Origin of the sequence: Pseudomonas plecoglossicida NBRC 103162 = DSM 15088 (assembly GCF_000730665.1) — a bacterium.
In the GTDB taxonomy this organism is placed as follows: domain Bacteria; phylum Pseudomonadota; class Gammaproteobacteria; order Pseudomonadales; family Pseudomonadaceae; genus Aquipseudomonas; species Aquipseudomonas plecoglossicida.
The window spans coordinates 16,020-42,976 of sequence record NZ_BBIV01000019.1 but is presented as its reverse complement, the minus strand read 5'-3'; the positions used below and the strand labels follow the sequence as shown (position 1 = coordinate 42,976).

Annotated in this window: 38 protein-coding genes and 1 pseudogene; 3 read left to right on the top strand and 36 right to left on the bottom strand. The window is 58.0% G+C overall.

The genetic code is table 11. The features are described from left to right. Positions 1 to 376 precede the first annotated feature (376 nt). Both PPL01S_RS25685 and PPL01S_RS13380 read left to right on the top strand, forming a co-directional pair. Positions 377 to 659: pseudogene (locus tag PPL01S_RS25685) on the top strand (hypothetical protein). A 155-nt stretch (positions 660 to 814) separates the two neighbouring features. Then, positions 815 to 1,288 (top strand): GlcG/HbpS family heme-binding protein, encoded by a 474-nt coding sequence (locus PPL01S_RS13380; RefSeq protein ID WP_016393401.1) that lies wholly within the window; start codon positions 815 to 817, stop codon positions 1,286 to 1,288. A 94-nt stretch (positions 1,289 to 1,382) separates the two neighbouring features. On the opposite strand, the gene PPL01S_RS13375 is transcribed toward PPL01S_RS13380, so the two are convergent. Together PPL01S_RS13375 and PPL01S_RS13370 are read right to left on the bottom strand one after the other, a co-directional pair. Next, positions 1,383 to 1,928, bottom strand: coding sequence for a single-stranded DNA-binding protein (locus tag PPL01S_RS13375; protein ID WP_016393400.1), 546 nt, complete (start codon positions 1,926 to 1,928; stop codon positions 1,383 to 1,385). A gap of 9 nt (positions 1,929 to 1,937) precedes the next feature. Further along, on the bottom strand, positions 1,938 to 3,332 hold the full coding sequence (locus PPL01S_RS13370; RefSeq protein WP_028625843.1) for an MFS transporter: 1,395 nt from the start codon (positions 3,330 to 3,332) through the stop codon (positions 1,938 to 1,940). A 129-nt stretch (positions 3,333 to 3,461) separates the two neighbouring features. Between PPL01S_RS13370 and uvrA the strand changes: the two genes are divergently transcribed. Beyond that, the gene (gene uvrA, locus PPL01S_RS13365) at positions 3,462 to 6,296 is read left to right on the top strand and encodes an excinuclease ABC subunit UvrA (RefSeq protein ID WP_016393398.1); all 2,835 of its coding nucleotides are present in this window, start codon (positions 3,462 to 3,464) and stop codon (positions 6,294 to 6,296) included. Between the two features lie 69 nt (positions 6,297 to 6,365). Here the strand turns inward: uvrA and bfr are convergent, their stop codons facing one another. The 34 genes from bfr to rpsL form a co-directional block, all read right to left on the bottom strand. Then, positions 6,366 to 6,830 (bottom strand): bacterioferritin, encoded by a 465-nt coding sequence (bfr, locus tag PPL01S_RS13360; RefSeq protein ID WP_016393397.1) that lies wholly within the window; start codon positions 6,828 to 6,830, stop codon positions 6,366 to 6,368. Positions 6,831 to 6,994: 164 nt separating this feature from the next. After that, positions 6,995 to 8,434, bottom strand: a complete 1,440-nt coding sequence (locus tag PPL01S_RS13355) for a catalase (protein ID WP_028625844.1) — start codon at positions 8,432 to 8,434, stop codon at positions 6,995 to 6,997. A gap of 173 nt (positions 8,435 to 8,607) precedes the next feature. Continuing rightward, positions 8,608 to 8,994, bottom strand: a complete 387-nt coding sequence (gene rplQ / locus PPL01S_RS13350; RefSeq protein ID WP_003255451.1) for a 50S ribosomal protein L17 — start codon at positions 8,992 to 8,994, stop codon at positions 8,608 to 8,610. 42 nt (positions 8,995 to 9,036) lie between these two features. Further along, complete coding sequence (locus PPL01S_RS13345) at positions 9,037 to 10,038, bottom strand: DNA-directed RNA polymerase subunit alpha (RefSeq protein ID WP_003255452.1); 1,002 nt, start codon at positions 10,036 to 10,038, stop codon at positions 9,037 to 9,039. Between the two features lie 22 nt (positions 10,039 to 10,060). Further along, positions 10,061 to 10,681, bottom strand: coding sequence for a 30S ribosomal protein S4 (gene rpsD, locus PPL01S_RS13340; protein ID WP_016393395.1), 621 nt, complete (start codon positions 10,679 to 10,681; stop codon positions 10,061 to 10,063). 15 nt (positions 10,682 to 10,696) lie between these two features. Next, positions 10,697 to 11,086 carry a 30S ribosomal protein S11 gene (gene rpsK / locus PPL01S_RS13335; protein WP_003255454.1) on the bottom strand — a complete coding sequence of 130 codons (390 nt, stop codon included), beginning with the start codon at positions 11,084 to 11,086 and terminating at the stop codon, positions 10,697 to 10,699. Positions 11,087 to 11,104: 18 nt separating this feature from the next. After that, entirely contained in the window at positions 11,105 to 11,461 is a 357-nt protein-coding gene (rpsM, locus tag PPL01S_RS13330) for a 30S ribosomal protein S13 (RefSeq protein WP_003255457.1), read from the bottom strand. A 131-nt stretch (positions 11,462 to 11,592) separates the two neighbouring features. Then, positions 11,593 to 11,709 (bottom strand): 50S ribosomal protein L36, encoded by a 117-nt coding sequence (gene rpmJ, locus PPL01S_RS13325; RefSeq protein WP_002555468.1) that lies wholly within the window; start codon positions 11,707 to 11,709, stop codon positions 11,593 to 11,595. A 28-nt stretch (positions 11,710 to 11,737) separates the two neighbouring features. Beyond that, positions 11,738 to 13,069, bottom strand: coding sequence for a preprotein translocase subunit SecY (gene secY, locus PPL01S_RS13320; protein ID WP_016393394.1), 1,332 nt, complete (start codon positions 13,067 to 13,069; stop codon positions 11,738 to 11,740). Beyond that, on the bottom strand, positions 13,070 to 13,504 hold the full coding sequence (gene rplO / locus PPL01S_RS13315) for a 50S ribosomal protein L15 (protein WP_003255461.1): 435 nt from the start codon (positions 13,502 to 13,504) through the stop codon (positions 13,070 to 13,072). 3 nt (positions 13,505 to 13,507) lie between these two features. Then, complete coding sequence (rpmD, locus tag PPL01S_RS13310; RefSeq protein ID WP_016393393.1) at positions 13,508 to 13,684, bottom strand: 50S ribosomal protein L30; 177 nt, start codon at positions 13,682 to 13,684, stop codon at positions 13,508 to 13,510. A 2-nt stretch (positions 13,685 to 13,686) separates the two neighbouring features. Then, positions 13,687 to 14,187: a 30S ribosomal protein S5 gene (rpsE, locus tag PPL01S_RS13305; protein WP_003255465.1), complete on the bottom strand. Its 501-nt coding sequence runs from the start codon at positions 14,185 to 14,187 to the stop codon at positions 13,687 to 13,689. A 3-nt stretch (positions 14,188 to 14,190) separates the two neighbouring features. Further along, on the bottom strand, positions 14,191 to 14,541 hold the full coding sequence (rplR, locus tag PPL01S_RS13300) for a 50S ribosomal protein L18 (RefSeq protein WP_008089801.1): 351 nt from the start codon (positions 14,539 to 14,541) through the stop codon (positions 14,191 to 14,193). Between the two features lie 10 nt (positions 14,542 to 14,551). Beyond that, positions 14,552 to 15,085, bottom strand: a complete 534-nt coding sequence (rplF, locus tag PPL01S_RS13295) for a 50S ribosomal protein L6 (RefSeq protein WP_009681972.1) — start codon at positions 15,083 to 15,085, stop codon at positions 14,552 to 14,554. Positions 15,086 to 15,097: 12 nt separating this feature from the next. Beyond that, on the bottom strand, positions 15,098 to 15,490 hold the full coding sequence (rpsH, locus tag PPL01S_RS13290; RefSeq protein WP_008089805.1) for a 30S ribosomal protein S8: 393 nt from the start codon (positions 15,488 to 15,490) through the stop codon (positions 15,098 to 15,100). Between the two features lie 209 nt (positions 15,491 to 15,699). After that, positions 15,700 to 16,005: a 30S ribosomal protein S14 gene (gene rpsN / locus PPL01S_RS13285; protein WP_008089807.1), complete on the bottom strand. Its 306-nt coding sequence runs from the start codon at positions 16,003 to 16,005 to the stop codon at positions 15,700 to 15,702. Between the two features lie 13 nt (positions 16,006 to 16,018). Next, positions 16,019 to 16,558, bottom strand: coding sequence for a 50S ribosomal protein L5 (gene rplE, locus PPL01S_RS13280; protein WP_012316517.1), 540 nt, complete (start codon positions 16,556 to 16,558; stop codon positions 16,019 to 16,021). 20 nt (positions 16,559 to 16,578) lie between these two features. Then, entirely contained in the window at positions 16,579 to 16,893 is a 315-nt protein-coding gene (gene rplX, locus PPL01S_RS13275; RefSeq protein WP_016393392.1) for a 50S ribosomal protein L24, read from the bottom strand. A gap of 11 nt (positions 16,894 to 16,904) precedes the next feature. After that, positions 16,905 to 17,273: a 50S ribosomal protein L14 gene (gene rplN, locus PPL01S_RS13270; RefSeq protein ID WP_008089810.1), complete on the bottom strand. Its 369-nt coding sequence runs from the start codon at positions 17,271 to 17,273 to the stop codon at positions 16,905 to 16,907. Positions 17,274 to 17,296: 23 nt separating this feature from the next. Beyond that, positions 17,297 to 17,563, bottom strand: coding sequence for a 30S ribosomal protein S17 (gene rpsQ / locus PPL01S_RS13265; RefSeq protein ID WP_008089812.1), 267 nt, complete (start codon positions 17,561 to 17,563; stop codon positions 17,297 to 17,299). Between the two features lie 2 nt (positions 17,564 to 17,565). Further along, positions 17,566 to 17,757, bottom strand: a complete 192-nt coding sequence (gene rpmC / locus PPL01S_RS13260) for a 50S ribosomal protein L29 (protein WP_002555481.1) — start codon at positions 17,755 to 17,757, stop codon at positions 17,566 to 17,568. Continuing rightward, complete coding sequence (gene rplP / locus PPL01S_RS13255) at positions 17,757 to 18,170, bottom strand: 50S ribosomal protein L16 (protein WP_003255479.1); 414 nt, start codon at positions 18,168 to 18,170, stop codon at positions 17,757 to 17,759. Before rplP ends, rpmC begins: the two co-directional genes overlap by 1 nt. A gap of 12 nt (positions 18,171 to 18,182) precedes the next feature. Beyond that, positions 18,183 to 18,869 carry a 30S ribosomal protein S3 gene (gene rpsC, locus PPL01S_RS13250; protein WP_003255481.1) on the bottom strand — a complete coding sequence of 229 codons (687 nt, stop codon included), beginning with the start codon at positions 18,867 to 18,869 and terminating at the stop codon, positions 18,183 to 18,185. A 13-nt stretch (positions 18,870 to 18,882) separates the two neighbouring features. Beyond that, positions 18,883 to 19,215, bottom strand: a complete 333-nt coding sequence (gene rplV, locus PPL01S_RS13245; protein WP_003103908.1) for a 50S ribosomal protein L22 — start codon at positions 19,213 to 19,215, stop codon at positions 18,883 to 18,885. 11 nt (positions 19,216 to 19,226) lie between these two features. Continuing rightward, positions 19,227 to 19,502, bottom strand: coding sequence for a 30S ribosomal protein S19 (gene rpsS / locus PPL01S_RS13240; RefSeq protein ID WP_003255482.1), 276 nt, complete (start codon positions 19,500 to 19,502; stop codon positions 19,227 to 19,229). 16 nt (positions 19,503 to 19,518) lie between these two features. Next, complete coding sequence (rplB, locus tag PPL01S_RS13235; RefSeq protein WP_016393391.1) at positions 19,519 to 20,343, bottom strand: 50S ribosomal protein L2; 825 nt, start codon at positions 20,341 to 20,343, stop codon at positions 19,519 to 19,521. A gap of 14 nt (positions 20,344 to 20,357) precedes the next feature. Then, the gene (gene rplW / locus PPL01S_RS13230; protein WP_003255484.1) at positions 20,358 to 20,657 is read right to left on the bottom strand and encodes a 50S ribosomal protein L23; all 300 of its coding nucleotides are present in this window, start codon (positions 20,655 to 20,657) and stop codon (positions 20,358 to 20,360) included. After that, positions 20,654 to 21,256 carry a 50S ribosomal protein L4 gene (gene rplD / locus PPL01S_RS13225; RefSeq protein WP_003255485.1) on the bottom strand — a complete coding sequence of 201 codons (603 nt, stop codon included), beginning with the start codon at positions 21,254 to 21,256 and terminating at the stop codon, positions 20,654 to 20,656. The genes rplW and rplD overlap by 4 nt, the downstream gene beginning before the upstream one ends. Positions 21,257 to 21,268: 12 nt before the next feature. Next, positions 21,269 to 21,904 carry a 50S ribosomal protein L3 gene (gene rplC, locus PPL01S_RS13220; RefSeq protein ID WP_003257089.1) on the bottom strand — a complete coding sequence of 212 codons (636 nt, stop codon included), beginning with the start codon at positions 21,902 to 21,904 and terminating at the stop codon, positions 21,269 to 21,271. Between the two features lie 80 nt (positions 21,905 to 21,984). Further along, positions 21,985 to 22,296, bottom strand: a complete 312-nt coding sequence (rpsJ, locus tag PPL01S_RS13215; RefSeq protein WP_003186070.1) for a 30S ribosomal protein S10 — start codon at positions 22,294 to 22,296, stop codon at positions 21,985 to 21,987. Between the two features lie 141 nt (positions 22,297 to 22,437). Then, on the bottom strand, positions 22,438 to 23,631 hold the full coding sequence (gene tuf / locus PPL01S_RS13210) for an elongation factor Tu (RefSeq protein ID WP_010951775.1): 1,194 nt from the start codon (positions 23,629 to 23,631) through the stop codon (positions 22,438 to 22,440). Between the two features lie 27 nt (positions 23,632 to 23,658). Next, positions 23,659 to 25,806, bottom strand: a complete 2,148-nt coding sequence (gene fusA / locus PPL01S_RS13205) for an elongation factor G (RefSeq protein ID WP_016392131.1) — start codon at positions 25,804 to 25,806, stop codon at positions 23,659 to 23,661. 30 nt (positions 25,807 to 25,836) lie between these two features. Continuing rightward, positions 25,837 to 26,307 carry a 30S ribosomal protein S7 gene (gene rpsG / locus PPL01S_RS13200; RefSeq protein ID WP_003246741.1) on the bottom strand — a complete coding sequence of 157 codons (471 nt, stop codon included), beginning with the start codon at positions 26,305 to 26,307 and terminating at the stop codon, positions 25,837 to 25,839. A 106-nt stretch (positions 26,308 to 26,413) separates the two neighbouring features. Next, on the bottom strand, positions 26,414 to 26,785 hold the full coding sequence (rpsL, locus tag PPL01S_RS13195) for a 30S ribosomal protein S12 (protein ID WP_003255492.1): 372 nt from the start codon (positions 26,783 to 26,785) through the stop codon (positions 26,414 to 26,416). Positions 26,786 to 26,957 lie beyond the last annotated feature (172 nt).

Sequence of the window (26,957 nt, the reverse complement as noted above, 5' to 3'; positions counted from 1 at the left end):
CGCTCGATCTCACAGGCGCTGAAACTCTCATGGCGAGCACCTGGAAGCCCTCACTCGGATGTAAGACATTTCTGAACCTGAAACCAAATGCTTCAGGATTTGCATGCCCGGGAACTATCCTACGAACGCTGCTGAAGTTTCGCTGTTGTCGGGGAAATGCCTCACGGATAACGTTCTCGGGTCGCTTCGGCGACCGGGTGTGAGAACCCGATTGACACAAAGGATCGTCGTTATGGCGGTCGTGCGCGGGCAGGCTTCGGCCTGGCCGAGTTTTGCCTTTGTTCCTCGGTTTCTCACCCCGCGCACGACTGCCACCTACAATCCGTGAGAAAGATTCAGGTGGCAGTTTCCTTAGGCCGAACAAAGGTTAATTGCCATGAAAAAGATCGTCCCCGATCCTCCCTGCCGTAAACACTCCATTCTTCACCGTCCAATCCGACCTGTACCCACCTGACGCCCTGGCCCACGCCAGCGAGCTGCTACGCGGCGTCATCGAAACCCTCGACGAACACTGCCGCGCCCGCGCCGGCGAACACGGCCTGAGCATGCTGAGCAATGCCATGCATGCCAGCGAGATCGCCTATTCGCTGGTGGAGCCATGCCTGAAAGGATCGTTGGAGAATAAACCCTCAAAGACAGTTGCTCCCACACGCGCTTGAGCACAGCGGGGTACCTGTGGGAGCCGGCTTGCCGGCGATAGGGCCAGCAGCGACAACACACCTACCGGACATCAATTTCGGAAATGGACTACATCCTTGAGCGATAACCGCCTGCTAGGTTGCCCGATCGAACAGTCCTCAGGGGAAACGCTCGCATGAAGTCGAACCACGGCCGTACCAGCCTTTTCATGTGCTCTGTGTTTTTGACGGCAACCGCACTGGCAGACGCTCCCTCCCCCCTCACCGCCGAGGCCGCCCGCACCATGGCCGCCGCCGCCGAGCGCGCTGCCCTTGCCCAGGGCCATACCATCGTCATCAGCATCGTCGACAACCATGGCAACCTCAAACACTTCCACCGCATGGACGGCACCAGCAGCGGCAGCGTCAAGGTCGCGCAACTCAAGGCCTCGACCTCGGCCCGCTTCCCGCTGTCCTCCAGCTCGCTCGCGGATCGAAGCGCCGGGCTCCCGGCAAACCCCTATGCCTCACTGCCAGGCTTCACCCTGTTGGGCGGCGGCCTGCCGATCATGGATGCCAATGGCCAGCATCTCGGCGGCATCGGTATCAGCGGCGCTACGCCAGAGCTGGATGCCGAGTTTGCGAAGGCCGCGCTGGATGGGGATGCCTGAGTTGCCAGGTGCGCTCACTGGCATCCAGCGCGCATAAAAAAACCCAGGGCCAATGCCCTGGGTTTTTGTATTGCCGTGACGCCCTACCGCTCGATCAGAACGGAATGTCGTCATCAAAGCTGTCGAAATCAGCCGCCGGCTGTGGCGCAGGCTGCTGCGGCGCCGGGCGCTGCTGCTGCGGGCGCGGGGCCTGCTGGCGCTGAGGAGCCTGGTTATACTGTTGCTGCTGGCCACCCTGGTTGTAGTTGTTACCACCACCCTGGTTGTATTGGTCGCCGCCACCTTGCTGGTTCTGCGGACGGCCGCCGAGCAGCTGCATGGTGCCCTGCATGTCGACGATGATTTCAGTGGTGTAGCGCTTGATGCCGTCTTTTTCCCACTCGCGGGTCTGCAGCTTGCCTTCGATGTACACCTGCGAACCCTTGCGCAGGTATTCGCCGGCGATTTCGGCAACCTTGCCGAACAGCGACACACGGTGCCACTCGGTACGCTCGACCTTCTGGCCCGACTGCTTGTCGGTCCACTGCTCGCTGGTGGCCAGGCTCAGGTTGGTCACGGCGTTACCGTTGGGCAGGTAGCGGACTTCGGGATCCTGGCCACAGGTGCCGACCAGAATGACTTTGTTAACCCCACGGGCCATAACGTTCTCCTAGGCTTCGCACGCCGAAGAGGCTGGGTTCACCAGTCGCTCGAGGGTCGCACGGTCCAAAATTTTCGTATCCAGTTTGATATAGATGGCGGCCTCTTCTGCCACCACCACAGCGTCGGTCACACCCGGCACGGCCATCAGGCGTTCGGTCAGCCCGGCTTCCCGGACCGCCTCAGGCGTCAGCGGCATGCGCAGGCTGGTCACATACGGCGGCTCGTTCATGCGCAAGGCCACGACCAGCCAGATGGCACACAACACCGCGCAACCGAGGAACACCGTGTTCAGCCCACCATGCTGGAACAACCAGCCACCAAGGATCCCACCCAACGCGGCACCGAGGAACTGGCTGGTGGAGTAGACCCCCATTGCCGTTCCCTTGCCACCGGCAGGTGACACCTTGCTCACCAGCGAAGGCAATGATGCCTCCAACAGGTTGAATGCGGTAAAGAATACCACGGTGCCAATCACCAGTCCGCGCAAACCGTCAGCCCACTGCCAGAAGAACACCTCCACCAGCAGCAAGACACTGACCGCACCAGCCAGGACGCGTTTCATCTTGCGCTTCTTTTCGCCGTAGATGATGAACGGGATCATTGCAAAGAATGAGATGAACAGCGCGGTCAGGTATACCCACCAGTGTTGCTCCTTGGGCAGCCCACCGCGTTCGACGAGCGCGAGTGGCAGTGCCACGAAGCTTGCCATGAGGATGGCGTGGAGGACGAAGATGCCCACATCCAGGCGCAGAAGGTCCGGATGGCGCAGGGTCGGGCCCAGGGCCTGACGCGCCACGCCGGATTCACGATGCTGCAAGGTGGTGTGGGTGTTGGGCACCACGAAGGCGATCAGCAGGATGCCGACCAGGGCAAGTCCTGCCGTGGCGAGGAACAATCCTGACAAGCCGAAAGCACTTGTGAGCAGCGGACCGACTACCATCGCCACGGCGAACGACAGACCGATGCTCATGCCGATCATGGCCATGGCCTTGGTCCGGTGCTGCTCGCGGGTAAGGTCGGACAGCAGCGCCATGACCGCGGCGGAAATGGCCCCGGCGCCCTGCAGGATACGGCCGGCGATCACGCCCCAGATCGAGTCGGCCTGGGCCGCCAGCACGCTGCCCAGGGCGAAGATCACCAGCCCCAGGTAGATCACCGGGCGACGACCGATGCGGTCGGAAATCATCCCGAACGGAATCTGCAGTACCGCCTGGGTCAGGCCATAGGCGCCAATGGCCAGGCCGATCAGCGCGGGGGTCGCGCCAGCCAGGTCCATGCCGTAGGTGGCCAGCACCGGCAAGACCATGAACATGCCCAGCATACGAAAGGCAAAGACCAGGGCCAGGCCGCCAGCGGCGCGGGTTTCGCTGCCACTCATGCCTTCGTTGTGGGTGTCGTGCATGGATTAACCTCGTGTGAACCGGCGGCGATTCTATCAGTCCGACAGCTTGACGGCATCTACGCGACGCTTTGCCGCGTACTGGCAGCGCGCCGTATACTTCCTTGTTTATGCCCGCCGAGCGAGGCCGCAGTGGACAAGATCCTGATTCGTGGGGCACGTACCCACAACCTTAAGAACATCGACCTGACCCTGCCGCGCGACAAACTGATCGTGATCACCGGCCTGTCCGGGTCCGGCAAGTCGTCGCTGGCGTTCGACACACTGTACGCCGAAGGCCAGCGGCGCTATGTGGAATCGTTGTCGGCTTATGCCAGGCAATTCCTGTCGATGATGGAAAAGCCCGACGTCGACACCATCGAAGGCTTGTCTCCGGCCATTTCCATCGAGCAGAAGTCGACCTCGCACAACCCGCGTTCGACGGTTGGCACCATCACCGAGATCTACGACTACCTGCGCCTGCTGTATGCCCGCGTCGGTACGCCGCGCTGCCCGGACCATGACATTCCGCTGGAGGCGCAAACGATCAGCCAGATGGTCGACCTGGTGCTGGAGCGCCCGGAAGGCAGCAAGCTGATGCTGCTGGCGCCGGTCATCCGCGAGCGCAAGGGCGAGCACCTGGCCGTGTTCGACGAGTTACGCGCCCAGGGCTTCGTGCGGGCGCGGGTCAACGGCAAGCTCTACGAGCTCGACGAACTACCCAAGCTGGACAAGCAGAAAAAGCACAGCATCGACGTGGTGGTGGACCGTTTCAAGGTGCGCGCCGACTTGCAGCAGCGCCTGGCCGAGTCGTTCGAGACAGCGCTCAAGCTGGCCGACGGTATCGCCCTGGTAGCGCCGATGGACGACGAAGAAGGCGAAGAGACGATCTTCTCCGCCCGCTTCGCTTGCCCGATCTGCGGGCATGCGATCAGCGAGCTGGAACCCAAGCTGTTCTCCTTCAACAACCCGGCCGGTGCCTGCCCGACCTGTGACGGCCTGGGCGTGAAGCAGTTCTTCGACACCAAGCGCCTAGTCAACAGCGAGCTGACCCTGGCCGAGGGTGCGATCCGCGGCTGGGACCGGCGCAATGTCTATTACTTCCAGATGCTCGGCTCGCTCGCCGCGCACTACGGTTTCAGCCTGGAAGAGCCGTTCGGCGAGCTGTCGGCCGAGCACCAGAAGGTGATCCTGCAGGGCAGCGGCAAGCAGAGCGTCGACTTCAAGTACCTCAACGACCGGGGCGACATCGTCAAGCGTTCACACCCTTTCGAAGGGATCGTGCCGAACCTCGAACGCCGCTACCGCGAAACCGAATCCGCCACCGTGCGCGAAGAGCTGGCCAAGTTCCTCGGCACCCAGCCCTGCCCCGATTGCCGCGGCACGCGCCTGCGCCGCGAGGCGCGTCATGTTTGGGTGGGCGAAAAGACGCTACCAGCCGTCACCAACCTGCCCATCGGCGAGGCCAGCGACTACTTCGGTGCGCTGACCCTGACCGGTCGCCGAGGCGAAATCGCCGCGAAGATCCTCAAGGAGATCTGCGAACGCCTGCAGTTCCTGGTCAATGTCGGCCTCGACTACCTGACCCTCGACCGCAGCGCCGATACCCTTTCGGGCGGTGAAGCCCAGCGCATCCGCCTGGCCAGCCAGATTGGCGCTGGGCTGGTGGGGGTGATGTACATCCTCGATGAACCGTCCATCGGTCTTCATCAACGGGACAACGACCGCTTGCTGGCTACCCTCAACCACCTGCGCGACCTGGGCAACACGGTGATCGTGGTCGAGCACGACGAGGACGCCATTCGCCTGGCCGACTACGTCGTGGACATCGGCCCGGGCGCCGGTGTGCACGGTGGACAGATCGTTGCAGAGGGTACGCCGCAGGAGGTCATGGACCACCCTGACTCGCTGACCGGCAAGTACCTCTCCGGGCGCAAGAAGATCGTCGTACCGGCCAAGCGCACGCCGCGCGACAAGAAGCTGCAACTCAAGCTCAAGGGCGCGCGTGGCAACAACTTGCAGAATGTCGACCTCGAAGTGCCGATCGGTCTGTTGACCTGCGTGACCGGCGTGTCCGGCTCGGGCAAGTCGACGCTGATCAACAACACCCTGTACCCGCTGGCGGCCACCGCGCTGAATGGCGCGAGCAGCCTGGAAGCTGCGGCACACAGCAGCATGGATGGCCTGCAGCACCTGGACAAGGTGGTCGATATCGACCAGAGCCCGATCGGCCGCACACCGCGTTCGAACCCGGCAACCTACACCGGTATCTTCACGCCGATCCGCGAACTGTTCTCCGGCGTGCCTGAGTCGCGCTCGCGTGGTTACGGCCCGGGGCGGTTCTCGTTCAACGTCAAGGGCGGGCGCTGCGAAGCCTGCCAGGGCGACGGCCTGATCAAGGTGGAGATGCACTTCCTGCCGGACATCTACGTGCCGTGCGATGTGTGCAAGAGCAAGCGCTACAACCGCGAAACCCTGGAGATCAAGTACAAGGGCAAGAACATCCACGAGGTCCTGGAAATGACCATCGAGGATGCCCGCGCATTTTTCGACGCGGTACCGGCCTTGGCGCGCAAGCTGCAAACGCTGATGGATGTGGGCCTTTCGTACATCAAGCTGGGGCAGTCGGCGACCACCCTGTCCGGTGGTGAGGCGCAGCGCGTCAAACTTTCGCGTGAATTGTCCAAGCGCGATACCGGCAAGACGCTCTATATCCTCGACGAGCCGACTACCGGCCTGCACTTCGCCGATATCCAGCAACTGCTCGATGTGCTGCACCGCTTGCGCGACCACGGCAATACCGTGGTGGTGATCGAGCACAATCTGGACGTGATCAAGACAGCCGACTGGCTGGTGGACCTGGGGCCGGAGGGTGGTTCCAAAGGTGGCCAGATCATTGCCTGCGGGACACCGGAAGAACTGAGCAAGATGAAACAGTCCTACACCGGCCATTACCTCAAGCCGTTGCTGGAGCGTGACCGGGCCTGATAGACCCGTGCATGAAAAAGCCCCTGGTACCGTACGGTGCCAGGGGCTTTTTCTTGGCTTGTGGATAACTTACATCTGCGACTGCAGGTAGTTCTCCAGGCCGATGGCCTTGATCAACCCCTGCTGTTTTTCCAGCCAGTAGGTGTGATCTTCTTCGGTATCGGCCAACTGCGCGCGCAGGATGTCACGGCTGATGTAGTCCTTGTGCAGTTCGCACAGCTCGATGCCTTTGCACAGTGCGGCGCGAACCTTGTACTCGAGCTTGAGGTCGGCCTCGATCATTTCCGGCACGGTGCTCCCCACTTCGAGGTCATCGGCACGCATGTCCGGGGTACCTTCGAGCATCAGGATACGGCGCATTAGCGCATCGGCGTGCTGGGTCTCTTCTTCCATCTCGTGGTTGATACGCTCGAAGAGCTTGGACAGGCCCCAGTCTTCGTACATGCGCGAGTGAATGAAGTACTGGTCGCGTGCTGCCAGTTCGCCCTTCAGCAACGTGACGAGGTAGTTGATTACGTCCGGGTGACCTTGCATCGCCCTGCTTCTCCCTGTGGAAACTTCGAATACCACATAGTGTGAACCACGTTTTCTCCGCGGTCACTGAAAAACGCGCAATCAGAAGCAAAAAAACGGTTAAACAGTAGTGATATTCATTGAAAAACCGCCCAAATGAGGGCGGTTCTCCTTATCACTTCGAGTTAGGCGAGATTCAGCCCCAGCGCCTTGGCAATGCCTTCTCCATAGGCCGGATCGGCCTTGAAGAAGTACTGCAACTGCCGCTGGATCACATCCTCGCTCACGCCCGCCATGGCACCGGCGATGTTGCTGATCAACAGTGCTTTCTGCTCACTGCTCATCAATCGGAACAGTGCGCCTGCATGGCTGAAGTAATCATCGTCATCGCGGTGGTCGTAACGGTCCGCCGAACCGTTCAGGGCCAACGCCGGCTCGGCATGACGAGGCGACTGTTTCGGTGCATTGCCGTAGCTGTTGGGCTCGTAGTTCGGCGCACTGCCGTAGCTGCCGGTAGCCATCGAACCGTCGCGCTGGTAGCTGTTCACCGGGCAGCGCGGCGCATTGACAGGCAACTGCTGATGGTTGGTACCTACGCGGTAGCGGTGCGCATCGGCATAGGCGAAAACGCGGCCTTGCAGCATGCGGTCAGGCGACAGCCCCACACCTGGGACCATGTTGCTCGGGCCGAACGCCGCTTGCTCGACTTCAGCGAAGTAGTTGAGGGGGTTGCGATTGAGTTCCAGAACACCGACTTCGATCAGGGGATAATCCTTCTGCGACCAGGTCTTGGTCACGTCGAACGGGTTTTCCGAGCGGCTGCCCGCTTCGGCTTCGCTCATTACCTGGATGCATACGCTCCAGCGTGGGAAATCGCCGCGCTCGATGGCCTCGAACAGATCGCGTTGGGCGTAGTCGGGCTCAGTACCGGCCAAGCGCGCAGCTTCTGCCGGGGCAAGGTTCTTGATGCCTTGCTGGGTCTTGAAGTGCCACTTGACCCAAGTGCGCTCACCTTGCGCATTGATCAGGCTGTAGGTGTGGCTGCCGAAGCCGTGCATGTGCCGGTAGCCATCCGGAATACCCCGGTCAGAGAAGAGGATGGTGACCTGATGCAATGCCTCTGGGGAGTGCGACCAGAAGTCCCACATCATCTGGGCATTCTTCAGGTTGCTCTGGGGATGACGCTTCTGGGTGTGGATAAAATCCGGAAATTTCAGCGGGTCACGAATGAAGAACACAGGGGTGTTGTTGCCGACGATGTCCCAGTTGCCTTCTTCGGTGTAGAACTTGACGGCAAAGCCACGCGGGTCGCGCTCGGTGTCTGCCGAACCACGCTCACCTCCCACTGTAGAGAAACGCAGGAAGGTCTCGGTCTGCTTGCCCACCTGGTCGAAGAGCTTGGCACTGGTGTAGCCGGTAATGTCGTGGGTGACGGTGAAGGTACCGTAAGCGCCCGAGCCTTTGGCGTGCACACGCCGCTCAGGAATGTTCTCACGGTTGAAGTGGGCCAGCTTCTCGAACAGATGGAAGTCGTCGAGCAGCAACGGGCCACGCGGGCCGGCAGATCGGGAGTTCTGGTTGTCAGCTACAGGGGCACCGCTGGCGGTGGTGAGTATCTTGCTCATGAGCTCTCCTTATCGGTCTTCGAACGCCGGGCTAATCGGCTTGAAGGAGAGTATTGAACAGGCGGGTTATAACGACAAATTCATTGATTGATTCAAATCAATAGAAACAAACAATACATACAGACACAAAAAACCGGGCACTAGGCCCGGTTCCTTGTAGCAGACAGAACGTCTTACTCAGCAGCTTCTACAGCACCGCCGACCGGACGATCAACCAGCTCGACGTACGCCATAGGCGCGTTGTCGCCAGCGCGGAAACCGCACTTCAGGATGCGCAGGTAGCCGCCCTGACGGGTGGCGTAACGCTTGCCCAGGTCGTTGAACAGTTTGCCAACAGCGGACTTCGAACGGGTACGATCGAAGGCCAGACGACGGTTAGCAACGCTGTCTTCCTTGGCCAGGGTGATCAGCGGCTCGGCAACGCGGCGCAGTTCCTTGGCTTTCGGCAGGGTGGTTTTGATCAGCTCGTGCTCGATCAGCGACACTGCCATGTTCTGGAACATAGCCTTGCGGTGAGAGCTGGTACGGCTCAGGTGACGTCCACTTTTACGATGACGCATGATTCATTCCTTACCAAACACTACGTTCGGTGATTACGACGATCAGGCGGTCGCCTTGTCGTCTTTCTTAAGACTTGCAGGCGGCCAGTTGTCGAGGCGCATGCCGAGAGACAGACCACGAGAGGCCAGGACGTCCTTGATTTCAGTCAGGGACTTCTTGCCCAGGTTAGGAGTCTTCAACAGCTCTACTTCGGTACGCTGAATCAGGTCGCCGATGTAGTAGATGTTCTCCGCCTTGAGGCAGTTGGCCGAACGTACAGTCAGTTCCAGGTCGTCAACCGGGCGCAGCAGGATCGGATCGATCTCGTCTTCCTGCTCGACTACGACAGGCTCGCTGTCACCTTTGAGGTCGACGAACGCGGCCAGCTGCTGTTGCAGGATGGTCGCAGCGCGGCGGATAGCCTCTTCAGGATCCAGGGTGCCGTTGGTTTCCAGATCAATGACCAGCTTGTCCAGGTTGGTACGCTGTTCAACACGGGCGTTCTCGACCACATAGGCGATACGACGCACCGGGCTGAACGAAGCGTCCAGCTGCAGACGGCCAATGCTACGGCTTTCGTCTTCGTCAGTCTGACGGGAGTCGGCCGGCTCGTAACCGCGACCACGAGCTACAGTGAGCTTCATGTTCAGGGCGCCGTTGGACGCCAGGTTCGCGATTACGTGATCGGGGTTGACGATCTCGACATCGTGATCCAGCTGAATATCGGCAGCGGTAACCACCCCCGAACCCTTTTTCGACAAGGTCAGCGTAACTTCGTCACGACCGTGCAGTTTGATAGCCAGGCCTTTCAGGTTCAACAGGATTTCAATTACGTCTTCCTGAACACCTTCGATCGCGGAGTACTCATGGAGTACGCCATCGATCTCGGCCTCGACTACTGCACAGCCAGGCATGGAGGACAACAGGATGCGGCGCAGCGCGTTGCCCAGGGTATGGCCGAAACCACGCTCGAGAGGCTCGAGCGTGATCTTGGCGCGGGTCGGACTGACTACCTGCACATCAATGTGGCGGGGAGTCAGGAACTCATTTACCGAAATCTGCATGGATGCACCTATTTTCTAGCCCTTACTTGGAGTAGAGCTCGACAATCAGGTTTTCGTTGATGTCGGCAGACAGGTCGCCGCGAGCAGGAACGTTCTTGAAAACGCCCGACTTTTTAGCAGCATCTACGTCTACCCACTCAACGCGGCCACGCTGGGCGCACAGTTCAAGGGCTTGAACAATGCGCAGCTGGTTCAACGACTTCTCGCGAACCGCGACCACGTCACCCGGACGAACTTGGTAGGATGGAATGTTTACAGTCTTACCGTTGACGCTGATCGCTTTGTGCGAAACCAGCTGACGGGACTCGGAACGAGTCGAGCCGAAGCCCATACGGTAGACGACGTTATCCAGACGGCACTCGAGCAGTTGCAGCAGGTTCTCACCGGTTGCGCCTTTTTTCGAGGCAGCAGCTTGGTAGTAACCGCGGAACTGACGCTCCAGAACACCGTAGATACGACGGACTTTTTGTTTCTCGCGCAGCTGGGTACCGTAGTCGGACTGACGGCCACGGCGCTGGCCGTGGATACCTGGGGCTGCTTCGATGTTGCACTTCGATTCCAGAGCGCGAACGCCGCTCTTCAGGAACAGATCGGTGCCTTCACGACGAGACAGTTTGCATTTTGGACCAATGTAACGTGCCATTCTTCTGTCTCCTGATTACACGCGGCGCTTCTTCGGCGGACGGCACCCGTTGTGCGGGATTGGCGTCACGTCGGTGATGCTGGCGATCTTGTAGCCACAGCTGTTCAGTGCACGAACGGCGGACTCACGACCTGGACCTGGACCCTTGACGTTTACGTCGAGGTTTTTCAGACCGTATTCCAGCGCAGCTTGACCAGCACGCTCAGCAGCGATCTGGGCTGCGAACGGGGTGGATTTGCGCGAACCACGGAAACCCGAACCACCGGAGGTCGCCCAGGACAAAGCATTGCCCTGACGGTCGGTGATGGTCACGATGGTGTTGTTGAAAGACGCATGGATGTGGGCGATGCCATCAACCACTGTCTTTTTGACTTTCTTACGAGGACGAGCAGCAGGTTTTGCCATGTCTATATTCCTGGGCGGTTACTTGCGGATCGGCTTACGCGGGCCCTTACGGGTGCGTGCGTTGGTCTTGGTGCGCTGACCGCGAACCGGCAGACCTTTACGATGACGCAGGCCGCGGTAGCAACCCAGGTCCATCAAGCGCTTGATCTTCATGTTGATGTCACGACGCAGGTCACCTTCGGTGGTGAACTTCGCGACTTCGCCACGCAGGGTTTCGATTTGCTCGTCGCTCAGATCCTTGATCTTTGCGGCTGGGTTTACACCAGCGTCTGCACAGATCTTCTGTGCAGTTGTGCGACCGACACCATAGATGTAGGTCAGCGAGATAACAGTATGCTTGTTATCTGGAATGTTGACGCCTGCAATACGGGCCATTCAGTGGGACTCCAATTGACAGCTACCTACGCCCCGGAAGCCAAGAAATAGGGCGCGAGATAATATCGCTGTAGAAACGAATAATCAACCCAGCAGCACACTAGCTGCTGGGTTTGAAACGCAGATCACACTCAGCCTTGGCGCTGTTTGTGACGCGGTTCCGCGCTGCAGATCACTCGTACGACGCCTTCGCGACGGATGATCTTGCAGTTACGGCACAGCTTTTTCACCGATGCACGAACTTTCATTACCGACTCCTCGAACCTTAGGGGCGTATCAGCGCAGCAGACCGCTGCCACCGTAGCCTTTCAGGTTGGCTTTCTTCATCAGGGATTCGTACTGGTGCGAAACGAGGTGCGATTGTACTTGGGACATGAAGTCCATCACAACCACTACCACAATCAGCAACGAGGTCCCGCCAAGGTAGAACGGCACATTTGCTGCCACCACCAGGAACTGGGGCAGAAGGCAGACGGCCATCATGTAAAGAGCACCGAACATGGTCAGACGAGTCAGAACGCCATCAATGTAGCGCGCCGACTGCTCACCAGGACGGATACCCGGAATAAAGGCACCGGACTTCTTCAGGTTTTCCGCTACGTCTTTCGGGTTGAACATCAACGCTGTGTAGAAGAAGCAGAAGAAAATGATCCCTGCACTAAACAGCAGAATGTTCAACGGCTGACCAGGAGCGATCGACTGCGAGATGTCCTGCAGCCAGCCCATACCTTCGGACTGACCGAACCAGGCACCCAGCGAAGCCGGGAACAGCAGAATGCTGCTCGCGAAAATGGCCGGGATAACCCCCGCCATGTTCACTTTAAGCGGCAAGTGGCTGGTCTGCGCTGCAAAGACCTTGCGGCCCTGCTGACGCTTGGCGTAGTGAACGGCGATACGACGCTGACCACGCTCAATGAACACCACGAAACCGATAATCGCTACTGCCAGCAAACCGATAGCGACCAGGGCGAAAATGTTGATATCGCCTGTGCGTGCAGACTCGAAAGACTGCCCGATTGCTCTCGGAAGACCGGCAACGATACCTGCGAAGATCAACATCGAGATACCGTTGCCCACACCGCGCTCGGTGATCTGCTCGCCCAGCCACATCATGAACATTGCGCCTGCCACGAAGGTGGAGACGGCAACGACATAGAAGCCAAGACCCACAGAAAACGCCACGCCCTGGTTGGCCAGGCCAATGGACATGCCAATGGCTTGAACCAGTGCCAGGATAACGGTGCCGTAGCGGGTGTACTGGCTGATCTTGCGACGGCCAGCTTCACCTTCCTTCTTCAACTGCTCCAGTTGCGGGCTGACCGCCGTCATCAGCTGCATGATGATCGATGCCGAAATGTACGGCATGATCCCCAGTGCAAAGATGCTCATGCGCTCGAGCGCGCCACCGGAAAACATGTTGAACAAGCTAAGAATGGTCCCCTCATTCTGCCGAAACAGATCCGCCAGACGGTCCGGATTGATGCCGGGAACCGGGATATGCGCACCTATCCGATAGACGATGATCGCCATGAACAGAAAGCGCAGACGAGCCCAGAGTTCCGACATCCCGCCCTTACCGAGCGAAGAGAGAGCACCTTGCTTAGCCATTTATTCCTCGAATTTGCCGCCAGCTGCTTCGATAGCCGCACGCGCACCCTTGGTGGCTGCGATACCCTTGATGGTGACTGCGCGAGTAACTTCGCCAGACAGCATGATTTTCACACGCTGAATGTGCTGGTTGATCACGTTGGCATCCTTCAGGGATTGCACGGAGATCACGTCGCCTTCCACTTTGGCCAGCTCGGACAGACGCACTTCTGCGCGGTCCATGGCTTTCAGGGAAACGAAGCCGAACTTCGGCAGGCGACGGTGCAGCGGCTGTTGACCGCCTTCGAAGCCCGGAGCGATCGAACCACCCGAACGGGAGGTCTGACCTTTGTGGCCACGGCCGCCGGTCTTACCCAGACCGCTACCGATACCACGACCCGGACGATGCTTTTCGCGACGGGAACCCGGCGCTGGACTCAGATCATTGAGTTTCATCGATTAACCCTCGACGCGCAGCATGTAGTAAGCCTTGTTGATCATCCCGCGGTTCTCGGGAGTATCCTGGACTTCTACAGTGTGACCGATGCGACGCAGACCCAGACCTTTAACGCACAGTTTGTGGTTAGGCAGACGGCCCGAGACGCTCTTGATCAGCGTTACTTTTACGGTTGCCATGATCAGAAGATCTCCTCAACGCTCTTGCCGCGCTTGGCAGCAATGGACTCAGGAGATTGCATGGCTTTCAGACCCTTGAAGGTGGCGTAAACCACGTTCACTGGGTTGGTCGAACCGTAGCACTTGGCCAGGACGTTCTGAACACCAGCAACTTCCAGGACAGCACGCATGGCGCCGCCGGCGATGATACCGGTACCTTCCGAGGCAGGCTGCATGTAAACCTTCGAGGCGCCGTGGGCAGCCTTGGTGGCGTACTGCAGGGTGGTGCCCTTCAGGTCAACCTGGATCATGTTGCGACGAGCAGCTTCCATGGCTTTCTGAATCGCAGCAGGTACTTCGCGCGACTTGCCACGGCCGAAGCCAACGCGACCCTTGCCATCACCTACCACGGTCAGCGCGGTGAAGGTGAAGATACGGCCGCCTTTAACGGTTTTGGCTACGCGGTTAACTTGAACCAGCTTCTCGATGTAGCCTTCGTCGCGCTTTTGATCGTTATTTGCCATAACTTAGAACTCCAGCCCGCCTTCACGAGCAGCATCAGCCAGCGCTTTGACGCGGCCATGGTACTTGAAGCCGGAACGGTCAAAGGCAACTTGAGATACACCGGCGGCTTTCGCACGCTCAGCTACCAGCTTGCCAACCTTAGTGGCCGCGTCGATGTTGCCAGTGGCGCCATCACGCAGGTCTTTGTCCAAGGTCGAGGCGCTTGCCAGAACCTTGCTGCCGTCGGCCGAAATGACCTGGGCGTAGATGTGCTGCGAGGAGCGGAACACGCACAGGCGCACGACTTCGAGTTCGTGCATCTTGAGACGTGCTTTGCGAGCGCGACGCAGTCGAGTAACTTTTTTGTCGGTCATTTGCTAGGCCCTACTTCTTCTTGGCTTCTTTACGACGGACTACTTCGTCCGCGTAACGCACACCCTTGCCTTTGTAAGGCTCTGGCGGACGGAAGTCGCGGATTTCAGCGGCCACCTGACCTACCAGCTGCTTGTCGATACCCTTGATCAGGATGTCGGTCTGGCTAGGAGTTTCAGCGGTGATACCGGCTGGCAGTTCGTAGTCCACTGGATGCGAGAAGCCCAGAGCCAGGTTCAGGACGGTGCCTTTGGCCTGTGCCTTGTAACCAACACCGACCAGCTGGAGCTTGCGCTCGAAGCCTTGGCTTACGCCTTGGACCATGTTGTTGACCAGAGCACGGGTAGTACCGGCCATGGCGCGAGCTTGCTGATCACCGTTGCGAGCGACGAAACGCAGTTCGCCGGACTCTTCGGTAACTTCAACAGACGAGTGAACGTTCAGTTCGAGAGTGCCTTTGGCACCCTTCACCGAAAGCTGCTGGCCGGCGAATTTGACTTCGACGCCTGCTGGCAGCTTAACGGGGTTCTTAGCGACGCGAGACATGCCTATCTCCCCTTAGAACACTGTGCACAGAACTTCGCCGCCGACACCGGCAGCGCGCGCAGCGCGGTCAGTCATCACACCTTTGTTGGTGGAGACGATAGACACGCCCAGGCCGCCACGAACTTTCGGCAGGTCTGTGACGGACTTGTACTGGCGCAGGCCAGGACGGCTGGAACGCTTCAGTTCCTCGATGACCGGACGGCCTTCGAAGTACTTCAGTTCGATCGACAGGGACGGCTTGGCTTCACCAGTGACCTGGTAGCCAGCGATGTAACCTTCGTCTTTCAGAACTTTGGCAACCGCGACCTTCAGGGTGGAGGAAGGCATGCTTACGACGGACTTTTCAGCCATCTGGGCATTACGGATGCGAGTTAGCATGTCCGCTAACGGGTCCTGCATACTCATGGGCTAGATGCTCCTGATACAAGAATTATTAGCCTTGCGGCTATCACAACCACCCAAGCAGGCAGGGTAAAAAACCCAGGCTCAGGTGAGCCGGTCATTCTAGACACAAGGTAGAAACGAAACAAGCCCCATATAGGGGCTTGTTTCTTGGCGAGGTCACCGGCGGTCGGAAGATTGCTCCCCTTGCGCCGGGATCACACCTGCAGCGATTACCAGGAGGCCTTGACCAGACCTGGTACGTCACCGCGCATTGCCGCTTGACGCAGCATGTTACGGCCCAGGCCGAACTTACGGTATACACCGTGAGGACGACCGGTCAGGCGGCAACGGTTGCGCAGACGCGCAGCGCTGGCATCACGTGGCTGCTTCTGCAGAGCGACGACGGCAGCGAAACGCTCTTCTGGAGAGGCATTCACGTTGACGATGGTCGCTTTCAGCTCAGCACGCTTCTTGGCGAACTTGGCTACCGTGAGCTGACGCTTCAGCTCGCGGTTTTTCATGCTCTTCTTGGCCATTTTCCTACTCCAATCAGTTGCGGAACGGGAACTTGAAAGCACGCAGCAGAGCGCGGCCTTCGTCGTCCGAACGAGCAGTGGTGGTCAGGGTGATGTCCAAACCGCGCAGAGCATCGATCTTGTCGTAATCGATTTCCGGGAAGATGATCTGCTCTTTCACGCCCATGCTGTAGTTGCCACGACCATCGAAGGACTTGGCATTCAGGCCGCGGAAGTCGCGAACCCGAGGCAGGGAGATCGCCAGCAGGCGGTCCAGGAATTCGTACATTTTTTCGCGACGCAGGGTCACCTTGACGCCGATCGGCCATCCTTCACGGACTTTGAAGCCCGCGATGGATTTACGAGCGAAAGTCACAACCGGCTTTTGACCGGTGATCTTTTCCAGGTCGGCAACAGCGTGCTCGATGACTTTCTTGTCGCCGATCGCTTCGCCCAGACCCATGTTCAGGGTGATCTTGGTAACGCGCGGAACTTCCATCACGTTCGACAGCTTAAGTTCTTCCTTAAGCTTAGGAGCGATTTCGTTCCGGTAAATCTCTTTCAGTCGTGCCATGGTCTTCTACCTAGCAGTGTTCAAGCATCAACCGCTTTTTGGGTCGACTTGAAGACACGAATTTTCTTACCTTCTTCTACTTTGAAACCAACGCGGTCAGCCTTGTTGGTTTCGCCGTTGAAGATGGCAACGTTGGAAGCGTGCAGAGGCGCTTCTTTTTCGACGATACCGCCCTGAACGCCCGCCATCGGGTTAGGCTTGGTATGACGCTTGACCAGGTTCACACCACCGATGACCAGACGGTCATCAGCCAGAACCTTCAGCACCTTACCGCGCTTACCTTTGTCTTTGCCGGCGATCACGATGATCTCGTCGTCACGACGAATCTTTTGCATGTCGGATCTCCTTACAGCACTTCAGGGGCGAGCGAGACGATCTTCATGAACTTCTCAGTACGAAGTTCACGGGTCACTGGCCCGAAGATGCGAGTGCCGATCGGCTCTTGCTTGGTGTTCAGCAGAACAGCAGCGTTGCCGTCGAAACGAATGATGGAACCGTCAGCGCGACGTACACCGTGACGGGTACGGACGACAACAGCGGTCATCACTTGGCCTTTTTTGACCTTACCGCGCGGAATTGCTTCCTTGACGGTAACCTTGATGATGTCACCGATGCCGGCGTAACGGCGGTGCGAACCGCCGAGCACCTTGATGCACATGACGCGACGAGCGCCGCTGTTATCGGCCACATCGAGCATGGATTGAGTCTGAATCATAAAATTTCTCCGACCCCTAGCCCTTAGACTTCAACAGCGCGTTCGAGGACTTCAACCAGTGCCCAGGACTTGGTCTTGGCCAGCGGACGGGTTTCACGGATGGAAACCTTGTCGCCGATTTTGCACTGGTTGGATTCGTCGTGCGCGTGCAGCTTAGTCGAACGCTTAACGTATTTACCGTAGATCGGGTGCTTTACGCGACGCTCGATCAGAACGGTGATGGTCTTGTCCATTTTGTCGCTGACGACACGGCCAGTCAGCGTACGGACGGTTTTTTCAGCTTCAGCCATGATCACTTACCTGCCTGCTGGTTGAGCACAGTTTTCACGCGAGCGATGTCACGCTTAACTTGCGAGAGCAGGTGCGACTGACCCAACTGGCCAGTTGCTTTCTGCATACGCAGATTGAACTGGTCGCGCAGCAAGCCGAGCAGTTGCTCATTCAGTTGCTGTGCAGATTTTTCACGAAGTTCATTCGCTTTCATCACATCACCGTCCGCTTAACAAAGGAGGTGGCGAGAGGCAGCTTTGCAGCAGCCAGGGCGAAAGCTTCGCGCGCCAGCTCTTCAGAAACACCCTCGATCTCGTACAGGACTTTACCTGGCTGGATCTGGGCAACCCAGTATTCCACGGAACCCTTACCTTTACCCATACGAACCTCGAGAGGCTTCTTGGAGATCGGCTTGTCCGGGAACACACGGATCCAGATCTTACCGCCACGTTTTACGTGACGGGTCAGCGCACGACGTGCGGACTCGATCTGGCGAGCGGTGAGGCGACCGCGAGCAACAGCTTTCAGGGCGAATTCGCCGAAGCTGACTTTGCTACCGCGCAGTGCCAGACCACGGTTGTGGCCGGTCATCTGCTTGCGGAATTTTGTACGCTTTGGTTGCAACATTTGGCGTACCCCTTACTTAGCAGCTTTTTTACGAGGCGCTGGTGCTTGTGGTTTCAGTTCTTCTTGGCGACCACCAATAACTTCGCCTTTGAAGATCCAAACCTTCACACCGATCACACCGTAAGTGGTGTGAGCTTCGTAGGTGTTGTAGTCGATATCGGCACGCAGGGTGTGCAGGGGCACACGACCTTCGCGATACCACTCGGTACGAGCAATCTCAGCACCGCCGAGACGACCGCTCACCTGGATCTTGATGCCCTTGGCACCAATACGCATGGCGTTCTGTACGGCGCGCTTCATGGCGCGACGGAACATTACGCGGCGTTCCAGCTGCTGAGCTACGCTCTGCGCAACCAGCATTGCGTCGAGTTCCGGCTTGCGGATCTCTTCGATGTTGATGTGCACAGGCACACCCATCTGCTTGGTCAGGTCCTGACGCAGCTTCTCGACATCTTCACCTTTCTTACCGATAACGATACCGGGACGAGCGGTGTGGATGGTGATGCGTGCAGTTTGAGCCGGACGATGAATATCGATACGGCTTACGGACGCGCTTTTTAGTTTGTCTTGGAGGTACTCACGCGTTTTCAGATCCTTCAACAGGTAATCTGCGTAAGTAGCACCGTCTGCGTACCAGACGGAGGTGTGCTCCTTGACGATTCCCAGGCGAATGCCAGTGGGATGTACTTTCTGACCCATCTGATCGACTCCGTTACTTGTCCGCAACCTTGACAGTGATATGGCAAGACCGCTTGACGATGCGATCAGCACGGCCTTTGGCACGTGGCATGATGCGCTTCAGCGAACGCCCTTCGTTGACGAAGACGGTGGAGACCTTCAGGTCATCAACGTCTGCGCCTTCGTTGTGTTCGGCGTTGGCAACGGCCGACTCGAGGACTTTCTTCATGATTTCAGCGGCTTTTTTGCTGCTGAAGGCCAACAGGTTGAGCGCTTCGCCCACCTTCTTCCCGCGGATCTGGTCGGCGACCAAGCGGGCTTTCTGGGCGGAGATGCGAGCGCCCGACAACTTAGCGGCTACTTCCATTTCCTTACCCCTTAACGCTTGGCTTTCTTGTCAGCCACGTGCCCGCGATAGGTGCGGGTACCGGCGAACTCGCCCAGTTTGTGGCCGACCATGTCTTCGTTCACGAGAACTGGGACATGTTGACGACCGTTGTGAACCGCGATGGTCAGACCGACCATTTGTGGCAGGATCATCGAACGGCGCGACCAGGTTTTAACTGGCTTGCGATCGTTCTTCTCCACCGCCACTTCGACCTTCTTCAGCAGGTGAAGATCGATAAAAGGACCTTTTTTCAGAGAACGTGGCACTGTCGTATCCCTCTAGTTACTTGCGACGACGGACGATCATGTTGTCGGTACGCTTATTACCACGGGTTTTAGCACCCTTGGTTGGGAAGCCCCATGGCGATACCGGATGACGACCACCGGAGGTACGACCTTCACCACCACCGTGTGGGTGGTCAACCGGGTTCATGGCAACACCACGAACGGTTGGGCGAACGCCGCGCCAGCGTTTGGCACCAGCTTTACCCAGCGAGCGCAGGCTGTGCTCGGAGTTCGAGACTTCGCCCAGGGTCGCACGGCACTCAGCCAGTACTTTACGCATCTCACCGGAGCGCAGACGCAGAGTCACGTAGACGCCGTCACGAGCGATCAGCTGAGCCGAAGCACCAGCGGAACGAGCGATCTGAGCACCTTTACCCGGCTTCAGTTCGATGCCGTGAATGGTGCTACCTACTGGGATGTTGCGCAGCTGCAGGGAGTTACCGGCCTTGATTGGGGCCAGGGCACCTGCGATCAGCTGGTCGCCAGCACTCACGCCTTTAGGGGCGATGATGTAGCGACGCTCACCGTCTGCGTAGCACAGCAGGGCGATGTGAGCAGTACGGTTCGGATCGTATTCGATACGCTCGACAGTGGCTGGAATGCCATCTTTGTCGTTGCGACGGAAGTCGACCAGACGGTAATGCTGCTTATGACCACCACCAACGTGACGAGTGGTGATGCGGCCATTGTTGTTACGACCACCAGACTTCGATTTCTTCTCGAGCAGCGGTGCGTGAGGAGCGCCTTTGTGCAGCTCCTTGTTGACCACCTTGACCACGAAACGGCGGCCAGGGGAAGTCGGTTTGCATTTAACGATTGCCATGATGCACCCCTTCCTTACTCAGCACTGCTGCTGAAATCGAGATCTTGGCCTGGCTGAAGGGAGACGATCGCCTTCTTCCAGTCATTACGCTTGCCCAGACCACGTGCGGTACGCTTGGTTTTACCCAGAACGTTAACAGTCGACACGTTTTCAACTTTTACGTTGAACAGGCCTTCGACAGCTTTCTTGATTTCCAGCTTGGTTGCATCGGTAGCAACCTTGAATACGAACTGGCCTTTTTTCTCAGCCAGAACGGTAGCCTTCTCGGAAACGTGCGGGCCAAGGAGGACTTTGAATACGCGTTCCTGGTTCATCCCAGCAGCTCCTCGAATTTCTTCACGGCCGAGACAGTGATCAACACTTTCTCGTATGCGATCAGACTGACCGGGTCGGAACCTTGAACGTCACGTACATCGACGTGCGGCAGGTTGCGAGCAGCCAGGTACAGGTTCTGATCAACAGCGTCCGAAACGATCAGAACGTCGCTCAGACCCATGCCGTTCAGCTTGTTCAGCAGATCTTTGGTTTTCGGTGCTTCAACAGCGAAGTCCTGAACCACGACCAGACGGTCGCTACGCACCAGCTCAGCGAGGATGGAGCGCAGGGCTGCGCGGTACATCTTCTTGTTGAGCTTCTGCGAGTGATCTTGAGGGCGAGCTGCGAAGGTTACACCACCGCCACGCCAGATCGGACCACGAGTGGTACCAGCACGAGCACGGCCAGTCCCCTTCTGACGCCATGGGCGCTTACCGCCACCAGCCACGTCGGAACGGGTCTTCTGCTGCTTGGTGCCCTGACGGCCGCCGGCCATGTAGGCCACGACTGCTTGGTGTACCAGCGTCTCGTTAAATTCGCCACCGAAGGTCAGTTCGGAAACTTCGATCGCCTGAGCGTCATTTACATTAAGTTGCATGTCAGCTTCCCCTTAACCGCGAGCCTTGACAGCTGGACGTACAACCACGTCGCCGCCAGTAGCGCCAGGAACGGCACCCTTGACGAGCAGCAGGTTGCGTTCAGCGTCTACGCGAACTACTTCCAGGGACTGAACAGTCACGCGCTCGGCGCCCATGTGACCGGACATTTTCTTGCCCTTGAACACACGACCAGGAGTCTGGCACTGGCCGATGGAACCTGGGACACGGTGCGACACGGAGTTACCGTGGGTGTTGTCCTGGCCACGGAAGTTCCAGCGCTTGATGGTACCGGCGAAGCCTTTACCTTTGGACTGACCAGTAACGTCTACCAGCTGGCCTGCAGTGAAGAGTTCAGCTTTGATCAGATCGCCAGCCTGGAAATCGCCTTCTTCAAGACGGAACTCCCAAACACCGCGACCAGCGGCAACGTTAGCCTTGGCGAAGTGGCCTGCCTGAGCGGCAGTCACACGCGAAGCACGACGCTCGCCGACAGTGACTTGCACTGCGCGGTAGCCATCGGTTTCTTCAGTTTTGAACTGGGTGACGCGATTCGGCTCGATCTCGATGACCGTGACCGGAATGGAGACACCTTCTTCGGTGAAAATGCGGGTCATACCGCATTTGCGACCGATTACACCAATAGTCATGTTGTAAACCTCATGAGTGTACGGGGCTTTCACCCGCTATGGCCGCCCATTTCAGAGCGTTACACGACTAGACCGAAGTCTTAGCCGAGGCTGATCTGTACTTCCACACCTGCCGCCAGATCAAGCTTCATCAGCGCGTCAACGGTTTTATCCGTTGGCTGGACGATGTCCAGAACACGCTTATGAGTGCGAATCTCGTACTGGTCACGCGCGTCTTTGTTGACGTGCGGGGAGACCAGAACGGTGAAACGCTCTTTGCGGGTAGGCAGTGGAATTGGACCACGCACTTGTGCACCAGTACGTTTCGCGGTTTCCACGATTTCCTGGGTGGATTGGTCGATCAGGCGATGGTCGAAAGCCTTCAACCTGATACGGATTTGCTGATTTTGCATTGGATTTCAGACTCCAGGCTGTTCCCAACGGACGCACTACGCCCGCTAAAAGGAGGCGTGATTCTATAGACGCCCCAATTTAGTGTCAACCCAATAAAAAAAACCCCCGCTGAGCGGGGGTTTTTTCAATCGGTCGAGTGATTACTCGATGATTTTGGCTACGACGCCGGCGCCGACGGTACGACCGCCTTCACGGATAGCGAAGCGCAGACCGTCTTCCATTGCGATGGTCTTGATCAGGGTAACAGTCATCTGAATGTTGTCACCTGGCATTACCATTTCAACGCCTTCCGGCAGTTCGCAGTTACCGGTCACGTCAGTGGTACGGAAGTAGAACTGAGGACGGTAGCCTTTGAAGAACGGAGTGTGACGACCGCCTTCTTCCTTCGACAGGACGTAGACTTCTGCGGTGAACTTGGTGTGCGGCTTGACCGAACCTGGCTTGACCAGAACCTGGCCACGCTCAACGTCGTCACGCTTGGTACCACGCAGCAGGACGCCGCAGTTCTCGCCAGCACGACCTTCGTCCAGCAGCTTGCGGAACATCTCAACGCCGGTGCAGGTGGTGGTGGTGGTGTCACGCAGACCAACGATTTCCAGCGGATCCTGAACGCGGACGATACCACGCTCGATACGGCCGGTAACAACGGTACCACGACCCGAGATCGAGAATACGTCTTCGATCGGCATCAGGAACGGCTGGTCGATGGCACGAACTGGCTCAGGGATGTAGGCATCCAGAGTTTCTACCAGCTTCTTGACAGCGGTAGTGCCCATTTCGTTGTCGTCTTTGCCTTCCAGGGCCATACGAGCCGAACCGATGATGATCGGGGTGTCGTCGCCTGGGAAGTCGTAGGTGGACAGCAGGTCGCGAACTTCCATCTCGACCAGTTCCAGCAGCTCAGCGTCGTCTACCAGGTCAGCCTTGTTCAGGAAGACCACGATGTACGGAACGCCAACCTGACGGGACAGCAGGATGTGCTCACGGGTTTGTGGCATCGGACCATCGGCGGCCGAGCAAACCAGGATCGCGCCGTCCATCTGGGCAGCACCGGTGATCATGTTCTTCACGTAGTCAGCGTGACCTGGGCAGTCAACGTGAGCGTAGTGACGAATGTTCGAGTTGTACTCGACGTGAGCGGTGTTGATGGTGATACCGCGCGCTTTTTCTTCCGGAGCCGAGTCGATCTTGTCGAACTCAACGACTGCCGAACCGAAAACTTCGGAGCAGACGCGAGTCAGAGCTGCGGTCAGAGTGGTCTTACCGTGGTCAACGTGGCCGATGGTGCCGACGTTAACGTGGGGAAGGGAACGATCAAATTTTTCTTTAGCCACGACAGTGAACCTCTTGCCTAAAGGGGATTAGCCTTGTTTTTTAACGAGTGCTTCGACGATGTTCGACGGAGCTTCGGCGTATTTGGAGAATTCCATGGAGTAGCTTGCGCGACCCTGAGACATGGAACGAACGTCGGTTGCGTAACCGAACATTTCTCCGAGCGGTACCTCAGCAGTGATTACCTTGCCGGACACCGAGTCTTCATTACCCTGGATCATCCCGCGACGACGGCTCAGGTCACCCATCACGTCACCCAGGTAGTCTTCCGGGGTTACAACTTCGACCTTCATGATCGGCTCAAGCACCACGCCACCGCCCTTCTGGGCCAGTTGCTTGGTCGCCATCGAAGCGGCGATCTTGAACGCCATTTCGTTGGAGTCGACGTCATGGTACGAACCGTCGAATACCGTAGCCTTCAGGCCGAGCAGCGGATAGCCGGCAACAACGCCGTTCTTCATCTGCTCTTCGATACCCTTCTGGATCGGGGCGATGAATTCCTTAGGAATCACACCACCAACGACTTCGTTGGTGAACACCAGACCTTCGGTGATGTTGCCCTTCTCGTCCACGTCCGGCTCCGAGAAACGGATCCAGCAGTGACCGAACTGACCGCGACCACCCGACTGACGAACGAACTTGCCTTCGATCTCGACGTTGGACTTGGTGATCTTCTCGCGGTACGAAACCTGCGGCTTGCCGACGTTGCACTCGACGTTGAACTCGCGCTTCATGCGGTCAACGAGGATGTCCAGGTGCAGCTCACCCATACCGGAGATGATGGTCTGGCCGGTTTCTTCGTCGGTCTTGACGCGGAACGACGGGTCTTCCTGGGCCAGCTTGCCCAGAGCGATACCCATCTTCTCCTGGTCAGCCTTGGTTTTCGGCTCTACGGAGAGCGAAATTACCGGCTCAGGGAAGTCCATACGCTCAAGGATGATCGGCTTGTCGGCGTTGCACAGGGTGTCACCGGTGGTGACGTCCTTCATGCCGATCAGAGCAGCGATGTCGCCTGCACGTACTTCCTTGATCTCTTCACGCTGGTTGGCGTGCATCTGCACCATACGACCAACGCGCTCTTTCTTGCCCTTGACCGAGTTGATGACGGAGTCACCGGAGGTCAGGAAGCCCGAGTAGACGCGGACGAAGGTCAGAGTACCCACGAACGGGTCAGTGGCAATCTTGAACGCCAGGGCCGAGAACGGCTCGTTGTCGTCAGCAGGACGCTCGTCGTACTGCTCTGGGGTGACTTCGTCCTTCGGCACGTCGATCAGGTCAGGGTGGATACCCTTGATCGCCGGGATTTCGGTCGGAGCAGGCAGGAAGTCGATAACGGCGTCGAGAACCAGGGGAACGCCCTTGTTCTTGAACGAGGAACCGCAGACAGCAGGAACGATCTCGCTCGCCAGGGTACGGGCGCGCAGACCAGCCTTGATGTCTTCGACGGACAGGTCACCTTCTTCAAGGTACTTGTTCATCAGCTCTTCGTTGGCCTCGGCAGCAGCCTCGACCATGTTGCTGCGCCACTCTTCAGCCAGGTCCAGCATATCGGCAGGAATTTCTTCCTCGCGATAGGTGGTGCCCTTGTCGTCATCGTTCCAGTAGATGGCCTTCATCTTGATCAGGTCAACCTGACCCTGGAAGTCATCTTCTGCACCGATAGCCAGCTGGACCGGAACCGGGGTGTGGCCCAGGCGGTTCTTGATCTGGCCGACAACGCGCAGGAAGTTGGCACCAGCACGGTCCATCTTGTTCACGTAGACAACACGTGGAACGCCGTACTTGTTGGCCTGACGCCATACGGTTTCGGACTGCGGCTCAACGCCGGAGGTACCGCAGAACACAACGACCGCGCCGTCGAGCACACGCAGCGAACGCTCTACTTCAATGGTGAAGTCAACGTGGCCGGGGGTATCGATGACGTTTACGCGGTAGTTGTCGTACTGACCACGGGAACCTTTCCAGAAGGTGGTAACGGCAGCGGAGGTAATGGTGATACCGCGCTCCTGCTCCTGCACCATCCAGTCGGTGGTCGCGGCGCCGTCATGCACCTCGCCCATCTTGTGGCTCAGACCTGTGTAGAACAGGATCCGCTCGGTAGTGGTGGTCTTGCCCGCGTCAACGTGGGCACAGATACCAATGTTACGGTAGCGGTTAATTGCTGTAGTACGAGCCATAAAGCCCTCGCAAAATGATTGATGCTTGAATTAGAAGCGGTAGTGCGAGAACGCTTTGTTGGCTTCGGCCATACGGTGCACGTCTTCACGCTTCTTGACTGCAGCACCTTTGCCTTCGGCAGCATCCAGCAGTTCGCCGGCCAGGCGCAGAGCCATCGACTTCTCGCCGCGCTTGCGGGCGTAGTCTACGAGCCAGCGCATTGCCAGAGCGTTACGACGGGATGGACGAACTTCAACCGGAACCTGGTAAGTGGCACCGCCGACACGACGGGACTTTACTTCGACCAGCGGAGCGATGGCGTCGAGAGCTTTCTCGAAGATTTCCAGGGGGTCGCTGTTCTTGCGTGCTTTGACGGTATCCAGGGCACCGTAAACGATGCGCTCGGCTACGGCCTTCTTGCCGCTTTCCATCACGTGGTTCATGAACTTGGCGAGGATTTGGGATCCGTATTTAGGATCGTCCAGAATCTCACGTTTTGCTGCTACACGACGTCTTGGCATGATAAGCCCTCAAACGGTCTTCAGGTTAGCCCGGGACGTGGGTCTTCGACCCCTGCCCGACCTTACTCTTATCGACTCAAAAAAATGGATGTCTGCAAACGGCCGATTACTTCGGACGCTTGGTACCGTACTTCGAACGACCCTGGTTACGGCCTTTAACGCCCGAAGTATCCAGAGAGCCGCGAACGGTGTGGTAACGAACACCTGGCAAGTCTTTTACACGGCCGCCACGGATCAGGACGACGCTGTGCTCTTGCAGGTTGTGGCCTTCACCGCCGATGTACGAGGAAACCTCGAAACCGTTGGTCAGACGCACACGGCATACTTTACGCAGTGCCGAGTTAGGTTTTTTCGGCGTGGTGGTGTACACGCGGGTGCACACGCCACGACGTTGCGGGCAGTTCTGCAGCGCAGGAACGTCGGACTTCTCGACCGAACGCTTACGCGGCTGACGTACCAGCTGGTTGATAGTTGCCATCTACTAGCTCCACTGATTGTCTTGCGACTCTATTGTCTTGCAAGAAAGCCAAAAATTGGCGAGACGGAGCCTCACCAAATTTAAGGGTACAAAAGTCTACGGAGGATCTTGCACCCAGTCAAGACGAGGCCCCGGCCCTCCCCGCCCGGTCATCGGCAACAATTCATGTCAC